Annotated in this window: 14 protein-coding genes; 8 read left to right on the plus strand and 6 right to left on the minus strand. The window is 42.1% G+C overall.

What is annotated here, in order from left to right:
* Positions 1 to 1,689: 1,689 nt before the first annotated feature.
* Entirely contained in the window at positions 1,690 to 1,917 is a 228-nt protein-coding gene (locus tag V7L01_RS30275) for a DUF4327 family protein (RefSeq protein WP_335041480.1), read from the minus strand.
* Between the two features lie 275 nt (positions 1,918 to 2,192).
* Here V7L01_RS30275 and V7L01_RS30280 point away from each other — a divergent pair, with 275 nt between their 5' ends.
* Positions 2,193 to 3,425, plus strand: coding sequence for a cysteine desulfurase-like protein (locus V7L01_RS30280; protein WP_335041482.1), 1,233 nt, complete (start codon positions 2,193 to 2,195; stop codon positions 3,423 to 3,425).
* Positions 3,426 to 3,851: 426 nt separating this feature from the next.
* Here the strand turns inward: V7L01_RS30280 and V7L01_RS30285 are convergent, their stop codons facing one another.
* The 3 genes from V7L01_RS30285 to V7L01_RS30295 all read right to left on the minus strand — a co-directional run bounded on the left by V7L01_RS30285 (position 3,852) and on the right by V7L01_RS30295 (position 8,429).
* Positions 3,852 to 5,135: a molybdopterin molybdotransferase MoeA gene (locus V7L01_RS30285; RefSeq protein WP_335041485.1), complete on the minus strand. Its 1,284-nt coding sequence runs from the start codon at positions 5,133 to 5,135 to the stop codon at positions 3,852 to 3,854.
* Positions 5,136 to 5,184: 49 nt separating this feature from the next.
* Positions 5,185 to 5,811 carry a PEP-CTERM sorting domain-containing protein gene (locus tag V7L01_RS30290; RefSeq protein WP_335041488.1) on the minus strand — a complete coding sequence of 209 codons (627 nt, stop codon included), beginning with the start codon at positions 5,809 to 5,811 and terminating at the stop codon, positions 5,185 to 5,187.
* A 158-nt stretch (positions 5,812 to 5,969) separates the two neighbouring features.
* Positions 5,970 to 8,429, minus strand: coding sequence for a diguanylate cyclase domain-containing protein (locus tag V7L01_RS30295; RefSeq protein WP_335041491.1), 2,460 nt, complete (start codon positions 8,427 to 8,429; stop codon positions 5,970 to 5,972).
* Positions 8,430 to 8,977: 548 nt separating this feature from the next.
* On the opposite strand from V7L01_RS30295, the gene V7L01_RS30300 reads away from it, so the two are divergent.
* The 7 genes from V7L01_RS30300 (at position 8,978) to V7L01_RS30330 (ending at position 15,766) form a co-directional block, all read left to right on the plus strand.
* Positions 8,978 to 9,535 (plus strand): RDD family protein, encoded by a 558-nt coding sequence (locus V7L01_RS30300; protein WP_335041493.1) that lies wholly within the window; start codon positions 8,978 to 8,980, stop codon positions 9,533 to 9,535.
* Positions 9,536 to 9,578: 43 nt separating this feature from the next.
* Positions 9,579 to 9,773 carry a 50S ribosomal protein L33 gene (gene rpmG / locus V7L01_RS30305; protein WP_012411241.1) on the plus strand — a complete coding sequence of 65 codons (195 nt, stop codon included), beginning with the start codon at positions 9,579 to 9,581 and terminating at the stop codon, positions 9,771 to 9,773.
* A 2-nt stretch (positions 9,774 to 9,775) separates the two neighbouring features.
* Positions 9,776 to 9,991, plus strand: coding sequence for a 30S ribosomal protein S18 (rpsR, locus tag V7L01_RS30310; protein WP_012411240.1), 216 nt, complete (start codon positions 9,776 to 9,778; stop codon positions 9,989 to 9,991).
* Between the two features lie 183 nt (positions 9,992 to 10,174).
* Complete coding sequence (locus V7L01_RS30315; RefSeq protein WP_335041496.1) at positions 10,175 to 12,235, plus strand: ribonuclease catalytic domain-containing protein; 2,061 nt, start codon at positions 10,175 to 10,177, stop codon at positions 12,233 to 12,235.
* Between the two features lie 119 nt (positions 12,236 to 12,354).
* Positions 12,355 to 12,495: a hypothetical protein gene (locus tag V7L01_RS30320; RefSeq protein WP_335041498.1), complete on the plus strand. Its 141-nt coding sequence runs from the start codon at positions 12,355 to 12,357 to the stop codon at positions 12,493 to 12,495.
* Positions 12,496 to 12,781: 286 nt separating this feature from the next.
* A complete protein-coding gene (locus tag V7L01_RS30325; RefSeq protein ID WP_335041501.1) occupies positions 12,782 to 13,237 on the plus strand; it encodes a DUF1392 family protein in 456 nt (151 codons plus the stop codon).
* Between the two features lie 438 nt (positions 13,238 to 13,675).
* On the plus strand, positions 13,676 to 15,766 hold the full coding sequence (locus tag V7L01_RS30330) for a vWA domain-containing protein (protein WP_335041502.1): 2,091 nt from the start codon (positions 13,676 to 13,678) through the stop codon (positions 15,764 to 15,766).
* 58 nt (positions 15,767 to 15,824) lie between these two features.
* On the opposite strand, the gene V7L01_RS30335 is transcribed toward V7L01_RS30330, so the two are convergent.
* The gene (locus tag V7L01_RS30335; protein WP_335041504.1) at positions 15,825 to 15,962 is read right to left on the minus strand and encodes a hypothetical protein; all 138 of its coding nucleotides are present in this window, start codon (positions 15,960 to 15,962) and stop codon (positions 15,825 to 15,827) included.
* 36 nt (positions 15,963 to 15,998) lie between these two features.
* Entirely contained in the window at positions 15,999 to 16,535 is a 537-nt protein-coding gene (locus V7L01_RS30340) for a hypothetical protein (protein WP_335041506.1), read from the minus strand.
* Positions 16,536 to 16,669: the final 134 nt, after the last annotated feature.

Raw genomic sequence — 16,669 nt, forward strand, 5'->3', positions numbered from 1 at the left:
ACACCTTGTAAATATTAGAAGACTTAATACAGGGGACACGATGCAAGTTAGCAACTAAACCACGAAGTAGATAGAATTTTTGAGCCGTCAAACTCATTCTATTGTCAAATTAAAGACAGATGATCTGATATCTCAAGAGATTAACTTAATTGATGGTCTTGGTAGTGTTGTTAGTGTGAAATATTTAGAATGAATTGATGATGAGTGCAAACATTAAACCTTCGCTCCCGAACGTTGCTAAAAAGGTTGTGATTTGGGCTTTCTTGATAAACCTCCAGCAAGATTTTCAAGAAACAAGGCAGGAGGTAAGGGACTTCCAACTAAAAAATATCCCATCGCTTTAGCGAGCTGGCATTGCAGGGGAGGAAGAATCGAACGATCGATAGTCGCTCCTAATATAGTTGTATAAATTTATACATTGTTGAATTGAGAAACTTGTTAAGAAATAGTTAAATAATCCTGATGGCATTACTTAAGGAATATGTATAAATCATACTAAATTATTAAGTGTTTTAAATTTCCTCACAAGTTCCTCATATTTTCACAATATAGTCAAAATATAGACACCTACTTTTAAATATCTACGGGCTTGTCAACTGGCTACCCTGATTTGCAATAACACTTTTATTAACCGGATTTGAGAAAAATATGAATTACTGTCCTTGCTGTTCGAGTTTACTTTTAGAACATATACGCCATGCAGAGAGTTACTGGTTTTGTCGCCGCTGCTGGCAAGAAATGCCTGTTTATAATTTGAACCAATCCAGTTCATTTACCGAGGCTGTCATAGTAAAACTACCTAGAAAACCTCAAAAAGAAAAACGTAGAAATAGTACTGTTTACGCAAGCCAATGGCAACCTATCACGGAATGGATAGGGGAACAAGAATTGTCTGCCTAATAATACTAAGTTGCTGAAGGTAGTTTTGTATAATTTATTTTTGATTTATCTCAGTAATTAATTGTCATAAGATGCGAGGCTGTAGCCCACCCATGAAGTATTATCTGAGGCAGCTAGAAAGATAAAACAGCGAATTTCCTAAAACCCACAGCAAAGAGGTGAGGTTTCCTGTGAGCTTAGAGTACAGCGTACACACAAGTCTTCTAGGTTACCCCACAGGCTTTTGATCCTTCCAACCCCCCTTAAAACAGGGCTATTTCATTCTCATCTAGCCCACCTCAGAATAAATTCTGAGGCTAATAGCACTCATTCGTCTCTAGACGACTAGAAAGGCTTTTAGTCCACTAAGCGTGGACTTGGGCTATGAGCCGCGGAACTTTAGTTCTGGGCGGTTTATGTCTAGAACGAAATAGCCCTGCCCTTAAAAAAGTAGGGCAAAAACTTCTCAAAGTCCTCAAATTTAGGTTCTGTACTAATTTGTCATTGCGAGCGGAACGCAGTGAAGCAAAGCAATCGCAACATCTGTACTTTGCGATTGCTTTATTCTGGTTGGCTTCATTCGCAATTGCCTTTTAAGGATTTTGGTGAATTTGCTTGCATTGCTATGCTAGCCGTGCTTCTTTCCTCTTCTCAAGCACCTAACCTATTCATTAAGATTTATTGCTTACTTTAATAATCTCTTGTTTATAACCCCCAACTTAATTGGAGGGTTTTCAATGCTGAAAAATTAATTTGTAATTTTGATTTTATTGGAATGCTGCTAATGGGGTTCAGCTTCTAAATGCAGCCTCAATCGTCTTCCCACGATTCATGATTCAGTAAGTCGATAATTCTATCTCTGAGTAGAAATTCGTTTTTTTCTAACTCAAGTTCAAAATTTATCCAGTCACGATGAGGAATATATTTACAGAGGGTATAAATTGGCTGCTGACGGTTAGCAAGTCTTTTTTTAACAAGTTGAAGTGCTTCTTGCTTGATAGCCTCAATATCGTATTTAACTTTAACCGTAGTGTTCATAGGTAGTTCCTTTATTTTCAATCAAGGAATTAAGAATCAAAAGAATAGTTGCTTTGACTCTTCCTTAAACTTATCAAATAAAATTGGCGAAAATTGTGAAGAATCAAGACATTAACCCTTGCTGGAAGTTATATATGTCAGTAAGATACTCTTTGGGTCGCCACATATACCCCCTTTAGAAATATTCTTGCAGAGCAAGAAGGCTGGCACAACAAGCTGTAAACACTAAAAGATGCTCTGTGGGCGACTTGCCAATTCTCTAAAAAACTTATCCTATGCTCCTGAATCTTGATAAAGTTCGCCAATATTTTCCTGCTCTAGCTGGTGAGTGGACTTTTTTTGATAACGCTGGCGGGTCACAAACCCTGAAAAAAGTAGCAGATAGAATTAGCGAATTTCTCCTGAGTTCTGATGTCCAGTTGGGAGCTTCTTATGCGGTTTCTCAACTTGCAGGAGAACGATTGGCTCTAGCAACTAGGGGAATAGCAACTTTCATTAATGCGAATTCTTCTAAAGAAGTGGTCATGGGGCCATCTACTACAATGATGTTGAAAGTTCTCTCAATTTGTCTGGGTCAAACTTTCACGCCTGGTGATGAAGTTATTGTTACTAATTGCGACCATGAGGCCAATATTGGTGCTTGGGTTGCTCTTGAAAAACAAGGAATTAAGGTAAAAGTATGGCAAATTCGCCCAGATACCTTGGAACTCCATTTAGCCGATTTAGAACCATTGATGAGTCAGCGGACAAAACTAGTAGCGTTGACTCATGCTTCTAATGTTCTGGGAACTATCAACCCAATCAAAGAAATTGCTGCATTTGTACACGATCGCAACGCGATGATTTGTGTAGATGGTGTAGCTTATGCACCACACAGACTAGTTGATGTCCAAGATTTGGATGTGGATTTTTATGCTTTAAGTTTTTATAAAGTCTATGGGTCACATCATGCTTTACTTTATGGCAAAGAAGAACATTTATTAAGATTGCCTGGTCTGAACCATTATTTTATTGAGCAGACAGATATACCTTATAAATTCCAGTTAGGGAATGTCAATTTTGAATTAAGTTATGGAATGTTAGGTTTATGTGATTATTTAAGTGAACTAGCACAACTGCACTACGGCAATGAAACTGCACCTGATTTGAGAAATCAAATGGTACAAGCGTTTGATTTAATTAGCATACATGAAGAAAAGATTAGCGATCGCCTCCTAAATTACCTCAACAGTAAGCCGAATGTGCGAGTGATTGGTCAATCAAAGGCTGACCGCCAATCCCGTGTACCAACTATATCTTTTGTGGTAGATGGAATGAATAGCTCAACCATTCCGGCAAAAATTGACCAATATAAGATTGGGATTCGCTACGGAGACTTTTATGCTAAACGGCTTATTGAATACCTGGGGTTAGCATCACAAGGTGGAATAGTTCGGGTGAGTATGGTACATTACAACACTCTTGAGGAAGTTAACAGTTTGATTGAGGCTTTTGAACAGGTATTTTAAAACTGGGGATTGGGGATTGGTTATTTCTCCCCCATCTTCCCTATATCTCCTACTTCCCAGGGCTATTTCGTTCTAGACATAAACCGCCCAGAACTAAAGTTCCGGGCTAATAGCCCAACTCCACGCTTAGTGGACTAATACCAATTTTTTCTGAAGCTGCATAGAATTCGATCCCCCCTAGCCCACGCCAGTCGCTCCACTTGGGGAGACCCCAAGACCGCGCTGGCTCCCCTTAAAAAGGGGGGAATTCAAAGTCCCCCAATTTATCGGGGGATTTAGGGGGATCAAGATATGTGCAACTTCACATTAAATTGGTATAAGAGCCTTTATTAGTCGTCTTGAGACGACTTTTGCTATTAGCCTCAGAATAAATTCTGAGGCGGGCTAGATGAGAATGAAATAGCCCTGCCCACTTCCTACCCTCCATTACTCATTACTAAGCTGCAAAACTTGCACCTCTTCTTGTGGGGAAATAAATGTTTTACCCATCGGTAAAACAGCTAAGGCATTGGTTTGAGCTAAATTAATTAAATTGCCGGAACTGTGACTACCACCAGCTTTGTGGAATTCATAAATTCCATCAATTAAATGCAATTTACCCCAAAAGTAAGTTTCACGCTTGCCATCCGATCGCAACTCATCATGCGATCGCACTTTCAAAAATACTGGTTCCCAACCTTCAGTAATTCCCGAAAGTTTCTTGATTGCTGGTAACACAAACCGCCAAAATGTCACCAACACAGCACCAGGGTTCCCTGGTAAACCAAAATAGAGTGGGGAGTTTGTAGAGACGCGATTAATCGCGTCTGTAGGATTAATCGCGTCTCTACTGGGGAAAGTAGCGACAGTGAGGGGTTTTCCAGGCCTCATTTCCACAGCACGAATATGGATTTTAGCTCCTAGCGACTCGATAATTTTGTCAACATAGTCATAATCTCCCACTGAGACACCACCAGAAGAGAGAACTATATCAGCGATCGCAACGGCGTGGGCAATGACTTTCTCCAAAGCAACTGGATCGTCCTTAACAATACCTAAAATTAATGGTTCTGCCCCGCTTTCTCTCACCAAAGCAGCCAGCGCATACTGATTAGAATCCACAATCTGCCCCGGTTGTAGCGGTTTATCGAGTGGTACTAACTCATCACCAGTAGAAAAAATAGCCACACGTGGACGACGATAAACACTTAATTGCGGACATTGTGCTGCTGCCAATACGGCAATTTCTGAGGCATTTAACTTAATTCCTGCTGGTAGTAGTTGTGTTCCAGCTTGATAAAAAGATGCTTTGTGTCTGACAAATTCTTGCGGTTTTGGCGCATCTAGGATAAATACGCAGTTTTCCTCGCGGCGTGTCTTCTCTTGCATGACTACAGTATCCGCACCTGCTGGGATTACCGCACCCGTGAAAATTCGTGCGGCTTGCCCTGGTTGAATCGTAGACTTGGGCTGATACCCAGCCGGAATATCTTCAACAATTTCTAAAACGGTTGGTTGTTCGGTGCTAGAGTGCTGTACATCTTCGTAGCGAACTGCGTAACCATCCATTGCCGAATTATCCCAATGGGGAAAATCTAGCGGACTGGTGACAGGCGTTGCTAAAATCCGACTATCGGCTGTCAATAAATCTACAACTTCTGTATCCCGTTGACGATCCAACGGTTGTACCAAATTTAAAATAATTGCTTCTGCATCGCTGACTGATAACATAGCGATCGCCTCCGACTTTTTTCTTTATCCCTGTAAAGTAACACTGAGTCTACTTTTGGGTAGCTTTGTCCAGATTTCTATGAGCGGTAAATCCCAAACTACATACTGCGAGTAAACCTATAATTATGCTCCCTTCGGGGACTTTGGATACCTTAACTGAATTGTTACTTAAATCTAGTATTTGCTTTGTGCCTGCTGCATCTCTATTGTTGAAACCAAATTCTTTAGCTAGAACCTCATCACTAAAACCTTCGTCGATGAGTGCGAGATTATTATTGAGCCATGAGTCACCAGGAAAGTTATCATCCTTGCCAACATCAAAGGGGCCAAAGATTTGCTCTTTAGTGCTATCAAAGTTGAATCTCAAAAAGCTGTAATTAGATACCCCACTTACCACTGGAGTGAAACTATTTATTAGAGTACTCAATGGATCGAAGAAGGAAATTGAGAGGGACTGCAAGTTCTTCGTAGCTCCCAAACCTGCTTCCGAAATGACACTTGGAGCAGTTGTTGTATCGTAGTTAAATGAACCTGTAGCTAAATAACCAGTGTCTCCTTTCCAGTTAAAGTTGAACTCAGCAGCATCAGCTAAGTTGTTGGTGTTTATGGCGATCGCTAACGCTAAAGTAGTAGTCGTCACCAGACTAATAGCTGTTTTAGTAAACAGATGTGTCATAGATACAACTTCCAAATTAATTAAAATAGTCCAAGCAAATATTTTACCTTTTCTTAGTACACATTACCGCGAAAAGGGATCGGAAATAAAAACTGCAATCCTACTAGACAAGTTTCATTCAAAAAGTGAATTCTCTACCTTATTTATGGTGAGTTATACTAAAAGGAAAGCCTATTTATAAATGAACGATTGCGCCCTTGTGCTTTTGCTTGGTAGAGAGATCGATCGGCTGCATTGATTAGATCGAGAGTAACCAAATCAGTAACAGGTATTACTGTCGCAATTCCTATACTCAGAGTGATACATTGCTTTACAGGCGATGCAGTATGCGAAATATTCATTTGTTGGATAGCTTCATGAATTTGTTTGGCAACATGGATAGCCCCATCGCTGTCAGAGTCTGGTAAGATGACAGCAAATTCTTCTCCTCCATAACGAGCAACCAAATCTGTAGAACGTTTAACAGTTCGTTTGAGAGTTTGGGCAACGAGGGTTAAACAAGTGTCTCCAGCAGCATGACCATAGGTATCGTTATATTGCTTGAAATAATCAATGTCACATAGGAGTAATGAGAGAAAAGATTTCTTTTGTAGGAGATCGTGCCAGATGTGATTCAGCTTGATATCAAAAACTCGTCGATTGGCAATCTGAGTTAATTGATCGACCATAGCGAGATTTTCTAACTGCTGATTGGCAAGTTGTAACTGTTGACAAAGTTGTGATTGCTGGATGGCAATTGCTACTTGTGTTGCTAATTGCTTAAGTAGTTCACTTTCCCAAAGTTGCCACTCACGAGGAGCGCGGCAATGATGTGCAATTAACAAACCCCAAAGACCATCGCCTTGTAAAATTGGTACAACCAGCTTGGCTCTTACTTGCAACTGTTCCAATAACTCTAGATGACAAGCAGTTAATCCGCCGATGTAGATGTCTGGAGTCACCTTGATCGTACCCTGTTGATAGGACTGTCCCTGTGTCTCGATAAAATAGGTGTCTGTAATTTCCATATTCAGGATTGGCTTCCAGCCTTCTGCCACAGACTCCATGACGACGGTACCACTCCAATTGGCATTTAGGCGGTAAATAATCACGCGATCGGTTTGCAGAAAATGTCGCACATCGGCAACGGTTGTATTCAAAATTTCATCTAAATCTAACGACTGGCGGATGTGTTGAGCGATCGCAAAAACCATACGTTCTCGTTCTGCCTGGTTTTGCAGTGCAAGTTCAATCTGTTTCCGTGCTGTGATATCTGTAAATGAGGCAACCACTGCATAGGGTTTTAATTCATTGAGTCGAAACAATGGTTGAGAATTAATGGAAATCCAAGTTAAGCTGCCATCAGGTTTGTAAACCCCCATGACAACACTAGATTGTGGTTGTCCGGTGTGTAACGTAACGATGGCGGGATGGGTTTCTCCTGGAAAAGGAGTACCATCTTCATGAATGGCTCTCCATCGCGGATCGATAGAAGTTAGCCCCATCATTTGCTCAGTATTTAGCCCCAAAATTTTTTCTGCTCTTTCGTTACAAGCAGTAATGCGTCCATCAACTTGTTGCAGTACAATACCTTCTGCCATTGCTGTAATGACAGAACGATAACGTTCTTCGCTTTCTCTGAGTGCGATTTCTGTACGTAAGCGCTCGCTGATGTCTTCAAAAATATATAACCTGCCAAAGTACCGATCTCGAATATCCCGAATCTGGCTGGAGAAACGCCGAATCGTGCGCCCATCTACAAATAAAATTTCATCCTCAACTGTGGAACGATTATCCTCAGACTGTAACGGTTTGCAGGATTCAGCAAATGCTGTTAAATCTGCAATTAACGGTAGACAATCGGGAATTATGTCATTGTTTTTCAACTCGCCAATTTGCATCTGGGTTTTCAAATGCTCAATACCCCAAATTTCACAGAAGCGATCGTTAAAATAAAGAATTTTATCTGTACGATTGTCAACAACATAGAATCCCAACAAAGAAGTGTCTGTCATGGAGCGCAGCAAAGCTTGCTGCCAGCGCAACTCGTCTTCCCCACGCAGGCGTTCTTTGATAGCAGATTGCTGGAGGGCGATTCCCAGTTGTGTTGCTACCAGTTGGAGAAATTCAATTTCTAAACAACTCCATTGGCGGGGACTACTGCACTGATGAGTAATTAGTAAACCCCACAATTGCGGAGATGAGGCAGAAATTCCATACAGATCCTGATTATTTACTAAAATTGGTACTACTAAATTCGCTCGAATCTGTAACTTGGTTAATAGCTGTTTGTAACAAGGATCGAGTGGTTTACTATCAATATCTTCAATCACACCTACTCGTCCCTGTTGATATTGCTTTACCCATTGGGCATTAAAGCAAGGATCGTAAATTAATTGTCCCTGAATTGGCATCCATTCTGGGTTGACAGATTCTTCAGCGACTACTCCATCTCCATTAGGTAAGAAGCGATAGATAAGAGTGCGATCGCTATCTAAAGTTTTTCTAACTTCCGTGACGACTACCTTGAGAATTTCAGTCAATTCAAATGACTGATGTATTCGCACAGTCAGTTTTCTAATTTGATGAATAATCTGCTCTAAACTAATTTCATGACCCGATAGACGATTGAAGGACATGGCAGTATGAAAGTATTAACATATAATAGTTAAATACGTTTTTAATTATAAAAAAATATTTAAAATTCTTTATGTAACTGATTATCTAATTTTAATATACTCAAATAATAAATAAAATATGAGCAAATATTTTAAGGTTTGCAGTAACTTCAAAATATGGCGTTTGAAAATCGATTTAAATAGTCTATAAAATATATATAAAGTCTTTTTTTGAAGGATTAAAACAAGACTTTATATTTAGAAAATCTCTCAGAATCTCACCAATATTACTATATAATTTGTAAATTATTTTTGAGAATTCTAAGTAGTTTTACAAGGTATCTTAGCGGAGCATAATACAGCCAAAGCTTGGATGAATACCGTAGTTTTTTGCATTTCTACACTTTTTAGGCAGGGCTATTTATCAAAAGATAATCGCTCAAAGGCTGAAAATACGTATTTTCGATGATTCACAAGATAATAAATTTGTATAGTGCGTAAGTCCTAATATATTAAAAAACAGGAGCGATCGTTATTTCCCAACCCCTAAATAAAAATACATATTTTGTATGACTATCGAACGACTTCCGCAAAAACACTATCCCAAGGCTGAGATTGGGCGGCGAGGTATGGCATTGGGACTTGATTTTCTTGGTGTCTGGTTAGTCAGTTCCCTACTGGGAGGCAGCGATATCGGGATTCAATTTGTTGAAATCTTAGTTTTTGTAATACTTTGGTTATTTTTGCGAGTAGTGGTGGTATACAACAATCAAGGCCAAAGTTTAGGGCGTTGGGCTTTCGATTTAAAGGTGTTGGAAGTCGAAGATGGGGAAGTAGTGGGCAGAATTCCAGATTTACTCTCACTAGTGAAGCGAGAGGCGATCGTTGGTTTGGGTGCCCTTTTAGTCTCAATTGCCCTGAGCAATATTAGAGCCAATCCCACTGCTATACTGCTAGTAATTCCGCTAGCAATTGATTGTGGGACTGCCTTCTCTGATGCCCAGATGCGGCAGGCTTTACACGATCGCTATTGCGGAACTTTCATAGTCTCGTCGCGTCGTGGCTACTCGCTCGATATAAAAGTCAAAAGATTAGTTGAAAATATGCGGCGGAATGTGAGAAGATAGTCATTTGTGTTAATTCTCTTCAGGCTTCACTGTTTGTAAGATTATGGCTAAGAGTAAAGGTGCCCGCATTATTATCACACTAGAGTGTACTGAGTGCCGGACAAATTCAGATAAGCGTTCTGCTGGTGTTTCACGTTATACCAGCACCAAGAATCGCCGCAACACCACTAACCGGCTAGAACTGAAAAAGTTCTGCACCCACTGCAACAAACATACCGTTCACAAGGAAATTAAGTAGAGATGAGTTATTTCCGTCGTCGCCTTTCTCCGATCAAGCCAGGAGAACCAATCGATTATAAAGATGTTGATTTATTGCGTAAGTTTGTCACCGAACGGGGTAAAATACTGCCACGTCGGATTACTGGTCTGACATCTCAGCAACAGCGAGAGTTGACATTAGCAATTAAACGTTCGCGGATTGTGGCTTTGTTGCCATTCATCAATGCGGAAGGCTAAAAAGAGGAGAGACGCGACGCCAGTCGCTACAACGGGGGGAACCCCCGCAACGCGCTGGCTCATTAATCGCGTCTGTACAGGAGAGACGCGATTAATCGCGTCTATACAGGAGTTAAGAATCAAAACTCCTAACTCCTAACTTAAAACTATTTAAACTGTTCACCAAATTAAAGTGCGAGAGTTGTGGAGAAGGGGACGCTAGTTGAATTTAGGGTTCAAGGCGATCGCCGTCTGGGCATCGTAGAACGTCCAGACGGTAAAACCCGCTGGTTTGTGGTAGACGAACGTGGTCAATCCCACAGCCTCGCGCCTAGACAAATAAGTTATACAGTTACCGGACAGACGTACAAGCCCTCTGAGATTGCCAGCTTTTTGGAGCAAGTCAGGCCTTATTTAGATCCATCTAGCTTGGAAGTAGCTTGGGAATTACTGGTTGAAGATGGAGAAACAGTCACTCCAGATCAAATGGCAAATTTGCTATTTTCTGAATCAACTGCCCCTCCTTGTTACGCCGCCCATTGCTTGTTATCAGACGACAAACTTTATTTCAAGCAAAAAGGAGACGCTTACGAGCCGCGAACTGCTGCTCAGGTGGCAGAACGCAAGCACCAACTAGAAGTAGAGGCACTAAAAGCTAAGGGACAGCAGGAATTTTTAACTCGTGTAGAGCAGGCGCTTAAAGGTGAGGCAGTAGAGTGGCAGCGCCACGATCGCCAGCGCTTAGAAGGACTAGAAAAATACGCAGCACTGCTTGCTGACACCGTGCGGACGGGAGTAAATTATGACTCCTTAGCTCGCGCTTATCCGCCAAGTGCTCCAGTATTAGAAACTATGACCATGCTGGGACGACCCACAACACCCCAAGGAGCCTTTCAACTGTTGGTGGATTTGGGTTGCTGGACTCCTTATGAAAACTTGTTCCTGCGTCGTTCTTCAATTCCGATTCAGTTTCCTAATAAGGTATTAGAAGTGGCGCAACAGCGTTTGGATTTCCCGCCGATTGACTCAGATACAAACCGCCTGGATCTGACTCACCTGAAGGTGTATACCATTGATGATGAAACTACCACAGAGATCGACGATGGTCTAAGTTGGGAAGTACTCCCCGATGGACGGGAACGCCTGTGGGTGCATATTGCCGATCCCACTAGATGGTTAGTGCCCGAAGATGAATTAGATTTAGAAGCCAGAAAGCGGGGTAGTACAGTCTATTTACCCACGGGGATGATTCCCATGTTCCCAGAAGTATTGGCAACTGGGCCAATGAGTCTGATACAGGGAAGGATTTGTTGCGCCCTCAGTTTCGGGATTGTTCTAGGTACAACTGGGGCGGTAGAAGATTACAGCATTCATACCAGCTTAATTAAGCCGACTTATCGCCTCACCTACGAAGATGTAGATGAAATGCTGCAATTAGGAGTACAGGCAGAACCAGAAATTGCCGCGATCGCTACTTGGGCGCAACGGCGTAAAGCTTGGCGTTACGCTCAAGGGGCAATTAGCATCACCATGCCGGAAGCGACGATCAAAGTCAAAGGTGACGAGATCGACATTGACATTTTGGACGATTCCCCATCACGGCAAGTAGTAGCAGAAATGATGATTCTTGCCGGTGAAGTTGCCGCTCGTTATGGTAAAGCTCATAACATACCTTTGCCCTTTCGCGGTCAGCCCCAACCAGAATTACCCCCAGAAGAGGAATTGCTCCTGCTTCCTGCCGGATTCGTTCGCGCTTGCGCTATGCGTCGTTGTATGCCCAAGAGCGAAATGAGCATTACGCCTTTGCGTCATGCTGGTTTGGGCTTGGATACTTACACTCAAGCAACCTCTCCCATCCGCCGCTACAGTGACTTGCTTACTCACTTCCAGCTAAAAGCCCATTTACGGGGTGAAGTTTTGCCATTTACCGCAGAACAACTTAAAGAAGTGATGATGACTGTCACCAGCACCACCCAAGAGGTGACGATGGTGGAACGGCAAACTAATAGATATTATGCTCTAGAGTATTTACGCCGTCATCCAGAGGAAACCTGGGATGTGACAGTGTTGATGTGGCTGCGGGAAGACAGCAACTTGGCACTAATTTTGTTAGAAGACTTAGGCTTGCAGTTGCCAATGGCTTTCAAACGTTCTGTGAACTTGGGCGAACAGATATTAGTGAAAGTTAGCCACGCCGATCCACAAAAAGATATAATCCAGTTTCAAGAAATAATTTATCAAGAAGCTCAAACAGCGGCGAATTAACCTTACTCCAACCCCTTCCGGTTGGGATATAGAGTAAAAGGAATGCTGATTTTCCTAAGATGGGGCAAAGTTGTGATAATTTTGACGGCAGTTTACAGAGTTTGCCGTTATAAAATTACTTGATATTTTATCGTCTCATTGATGGCGGTGTGGAAGTTGTACGTTTTGTCAGCGGTTATCGGGATTTAGAGACAGTTTTCTTAAAACTGGATTTGACAAAAGCGATCGCTTTCTCTAACCAATATGTCAACAAATCATAACAAAGTAATTATTTTCGACACCACCATGCGTGATGGAGAATTGATGCCTGGTTTGACAGTCTCCGCCCTATAAGTGCGGAGATTCTTCGTTCATAGACTCGACTTGCTGAGATAGGTTTGCACCTAAAACAGTAGAGGTTAAATCTCCCGAAGCGTTCGGATCTAATGCCTCTAAAACCTGTATTTATTGGGTATTAACTTTAGTGATCTGAAGTATTTAAATTATTATTCCGGATTGCACTGATGCAAGGCAGTGTATGTATAAAAAAGAGAACTATATTCCAAGATGATTAACCAAATTACCGCCCTAGAATCCTGTTGGCATATTTCTCCTGGGTGGGGTGAGACTATGCCTGTGCTAGCAGTTCAAATGTTAGAAAAAGTTTTGTTGCCAATGTCAGGCTTGTCAGGCTACTGCTGTGGTGTTCAGTGGGAAAAACAGGAATGGGTTTATGCAATTGTTTGCCAGAGTGAAATTCTCTACTTACCTGAGCAAGAATTTCATCCAACATATGTACTAGAAAAGGACACTGTTTCGACTCCGGCTTTTAAATTGGGGGATATAGTTCAGGTTGATTTCGGCGAGCAGCCGACACACCGTATTATTCAAGGAATTTTTAGTCTCAAAGGTAATTGGCTTTATGGGGTAGAGTGGCGCTCCCCAATTTTAGGTGAAGTTGGGTTTGCCCAAAGCAGAACAATATGGCTTGCTGATGTTGATTTAATCAATGTCAGTGTATGACTTGCAGTCCCTAAGAGATGGATTAAAGTATATTCTGATTAGGGACTTCCAAGTAAAAAATTCCCATCGCTTTTAGGGGCAGGGGGAGGAAAAGTCGTTTTGATTCCAAAAATTAGATAATTTATTTTTTGGAGTTTCCTTAACTCTTTGGAGACAGTCAAACCTTGGAAAAGCTAACTCGCCTAAATTTTAACTGCTTTGTCAGAAAAACTGTTGAGGGTTCTGGAGTTGAGCGGCTGAGTAATTGCTTAACCTAAATTATTAACTCGATACCAACAAACACTGTTATATTCCCTGATACTAAACCGGAATAGTTAATGTTGTATAAGTTACAGTTACCAAAACTGCAACGGTGATGAAATCCCACGCTGCTCAGGACTATTCTAGGTAAGCAGAAACTTTAAATGTGACAAAAAAATTTAGTGTGAGGATTTAGTCATGTCTTACCCGATTCAGTCCAAAATGTGGCGGCGTGTTGGGATTTTAACATTATTCTTATTAATACCGTCAGTAGGAATTGCAATTCTACGTCAGTCTGCTACGGTTGCAGTTCCAGCCAATCAGACTCCTCCCATATCTAGCCCAACAACCTCGATTCTACCCAATCACCCCGACTATCAAGCACTCCAGGCATTGGTACAAAAGTATAGTTGTGTCGTCTCCGTTCAAAACTTTGGCACTCTTGCGATAACCAGGACTGAGTTTGCCACAGTCTTGAATGCCTGTCTGAATCGGAGCAATGAGCTAATAGCGACTGACCCCAAAATAGTTACCCAAGCGGATATGATAACCCTGCAACGGTTGCAGTCCGAATTCGCACCGGAGTTAGTAACCCTAAAAAGTCCGATAGATGAATTGGAAGCTCCTAGTGCCGTCACTCCGACTCAGACTCTCAGAGAACGTACTCAAGCCGAGTCTGCCCGAAAGACTCAACCTATACCCGCACTCCCACCCCTTAGTGTTCCGTCTGGCTCATCTGTGCAGGATCGGGTTGTTAACCGTGCGAATATGCCTAAACTGCAAACTCGTGGCAGTATTGGAAGGGTTGCCCCGGAACCACAAACAGATAGCAGATTCAATACAGAAAACTATAACCGGATTGAAGATAATCCCTTTCATCGCGTCGGTAATGACCCCCTTTCCACCTTTTCCATTGATGTCGATACAGCATCCTACAGCAACGTGCGACGGTTTATTACTCAAGGGGAATTACCACCCAAGGATGCAGTGCGAATTGAGGAAATGATCAACTATTTTACCTACAATTATCCCCAACCAAAAGGCGATGCCTACGGCGGGCAAAGCCAACGCCCTTTTTCTGTCACCACTGAAGTTGCTGCCGCTCCCTGGAATCCTCAACACAAGTTGGTACTGGTGGGTTTGCAAGGTAAACGCCTAGAGAGCGAAACCTTACCACCCAGCAACCTAGTGTTTTTGATTGATGTCTCCGGTTCTATGGATGACCCCAACAAATTACCCTTGGTGCAACAGTCCCTGAAATTGCTGGTGAATAAACTGCGTCCTGAAGACCGGGTAAGTTTGGTAGTCTATGCTGGGAATGCTGGATTGGTGTTACCTGCTACTCCTGGTAGTCAGAAATCGACAATTCTGGCGGCGATTGACCGCTTAGAGGCTGGAGGCTCCACTGCTGGCGGTCAGGGCATTGAACTCGCCTACAAGATAGCCAAACAAAGCTTCCTCAAGTCTGGTAATAACAGAGTAATTTTAGCTACCGATGGAGATTTTAACGTCGGGGTTTCTAGTGATGGCGACCTGACGCGATTAATTGAACAGAAGCGAGATGAGGGAATTTTTCTGACGGTGTTGGGATTTGGCACCGGCAATTATAAGGACGGAAAAATGGAGCAATTGGCTGATAAGGGTAATGGCAACTACGCTTACATCGATACCCTATTGGAAGCCAAAAAGGTTTTAGTTAACGATCTCAGGGGAACTCTGTTTACCATTGCCAAGGATGTGAAAATTCAGGTGGAGTTTAATCCGGCGAAAGTTCAGGCATACCGTTTGATTGGCTACGAAAACCGCCTGCTGCAAAATCAGGATTTCAATGATGATAAGAAAGATGCAGGGGATATTGGCGCTGGTCATTCTGTCACTGCGCTTTATGAAATAATTCCCACTGGCACAAAGAGTGATGTGAAACTGCCGGAGATAGACCCCTTACGGTATCAGCGTTCTGGTAAAACTGCCCCCGATACTGCTGGTAATGAGTTGATGCAGGTGAAACTGCGCTATAAATTGCCCCAGGACAGCACCAGTCAACTAATTACTCAAACCATCCAAGATGATGATTTGAGAGCCGACCAGATACCCTCCACTAACCTGAGATTTGCTGCTGCGGTAGCTACCTTTGGGATGGTGCTGCGTGACTCAGAGTATAAGGGGAATGCTAATTATGATTTGGTGATGAAATTGGCAACCCAGGCGATGGGGGAAGATCGGGAAGGCTATCGGGGTGAGTTTATCCGCCTGGTGGAGAGTTCTAGAGGATTGATTACAAAGAAATAATTTGGATTGCAATAGGGTACGAAAAGGGATTTTAACTTAGAGATATTTACAACCCATATCAAAAGAGCGATCGCGAACAGTCTACCGCAGGCGATCGCTCGCTCTCCACTATATTGATAAAAGAGCCGCGACTGCTGACTGTAACTAAGTTGAAAATACTGATGATTGAGTCGGTTGCTATTAAAGGCAACAACACCTTTTTTAAGGAGCGATATCTTTTGACTTGCCGTATCTAGAGGTATCTAGCAGTTCCTTTGAGTGCTAGACTCTGATATGACTGTAATTGTCCAAACAGGGGAGTACGGATAAATCCTGCTCTTCTTTCAGTAGTTAAAATGGCTTGAGTTTGGACAGGAGATTCGCGATTACCGATCGCTAAGTTGATAATTGGTAAGAGTAAGCTCAGTTTGACCATCTTTCCTCCCAAATCGGGGTTTGGTGGTCTGCTAATAATTACCGTGACTAATGTACCAATATCAGTAGCTAATGTCTGAATTTCATCACCACTGAAATGACGGGAAATATTTTGAGTTTTGTAATCAAGCTGTGAAACTCCATTAAGAATTGAATACTTGATGTCAGCACCTCCGCCCTTAAGTTCAAACTCATTTGGTCGTTGCACAACAATTGCTTGTGCTGGCTTTGTTGATTTGGGAATCAAAAATGATACCAGTGATGTCGTAGTTAAGCCAGCCACAAAGGTGAGAGCAGTTTTGAGAATTTGACGGCGGGGCGAATTTTGAGAGATATCTTGAAGGTTAGGCTTCATAATTGCGAAATGCCAGAAAGTAAAATTCTTTCTATACAATTATCCCAAGAAATTATCCGATTGTAGTGACAAAGTGTAATATCTATGTGATGAGAATAAGCATCTGTTATTTAATGCTCGCAAATGCTAATTTA

The sequence above is a fragment of the Nostoc sp. genome (genome assembly GCF_036917095.1).
GTDB lineage: Bacteria > Cyanobacteriota > Cyanobacteriia > Cyanobacteriales > Nostocaceae > Nostoc.

Bases quoted from the DNA above. Each gene is read 5' to 3' on its own strand.
- V7L01_RS30325 (WP_335041501.1), top strand. From the start codon at position 12,782: ATGATTAACCAAATTACCGCCCTAGAATCCTGTTGGCATATTTCTCCT.
- V7L01_RS30295 (WP_335041491.1), bottom strand. From the start codon at position 8,429: ATGTCCTTCAATCGTCTATCGGGTCATGAAATTAGTTTAGAGCAGATT.
- V7L01_RS30330 (WP_335041502.1), top strand. From the start codon at position 13,676: ATGTCTTACCCGATTCAGTCCAAAATGTGGCGGCGTGTTGGGATTTTA.
- V7L01_RS30280 (WP_335041482.1), top strand. From the start codon at position 2,193: ATGCTCCTGAATCTTGATAAAGTTCGCCAATATTTTCCTGCTCTAGCT.
- rpmG (WP_012411241.1), top strand. From the start codon at position 9,579: ATGGCTAAGAGTAAAGGTGCCCGCATTATTATCACACTAGAGTGTACT.
- V7L01_RS30275 (WP_335041480.1), bottom strand. From the start codon at position 1,917: ATGAACACTACGGTTAAAGTTAAATACGATATTGAGGCTATCAAGCAA.
- V7L01_RS30340 (WP_335041506.1), bottom strand. From the start codon at position 16,535: ATGAAGCCTAACCTTCAAGATATCTCTCAAAATTCGCCCCGCCGTCAA.
- rpsR (WP_012411240.1), top strand. From the start codon at position 9,776: ATGAGTTATTTCCGTCGTCGCCTTTCTCCGATCAAGCCAGGAGAACCA.
- V7L01_RS30285 (WP_335041485.1), bottom strand. From the start codon at position 5,135: ATGTTATCAGTCAGCGATGCAGAAGCAATTATTTTAAATTTGGTACAA.
- V7L01_RS30290 (WP_335041488.1), bottom strand. From the start codon at position 5,811: ATGACACATCTGTTTACTAAAACAGCTATTAGTCTGGTGACGACTACT.
- V7L01_RS30300 (WP_335041493.1), top strand. From the start codon at position 8,978: ATGACTATCGAACGACTTCCGCAAAAACACTATCCCAAGGCTGAGATT.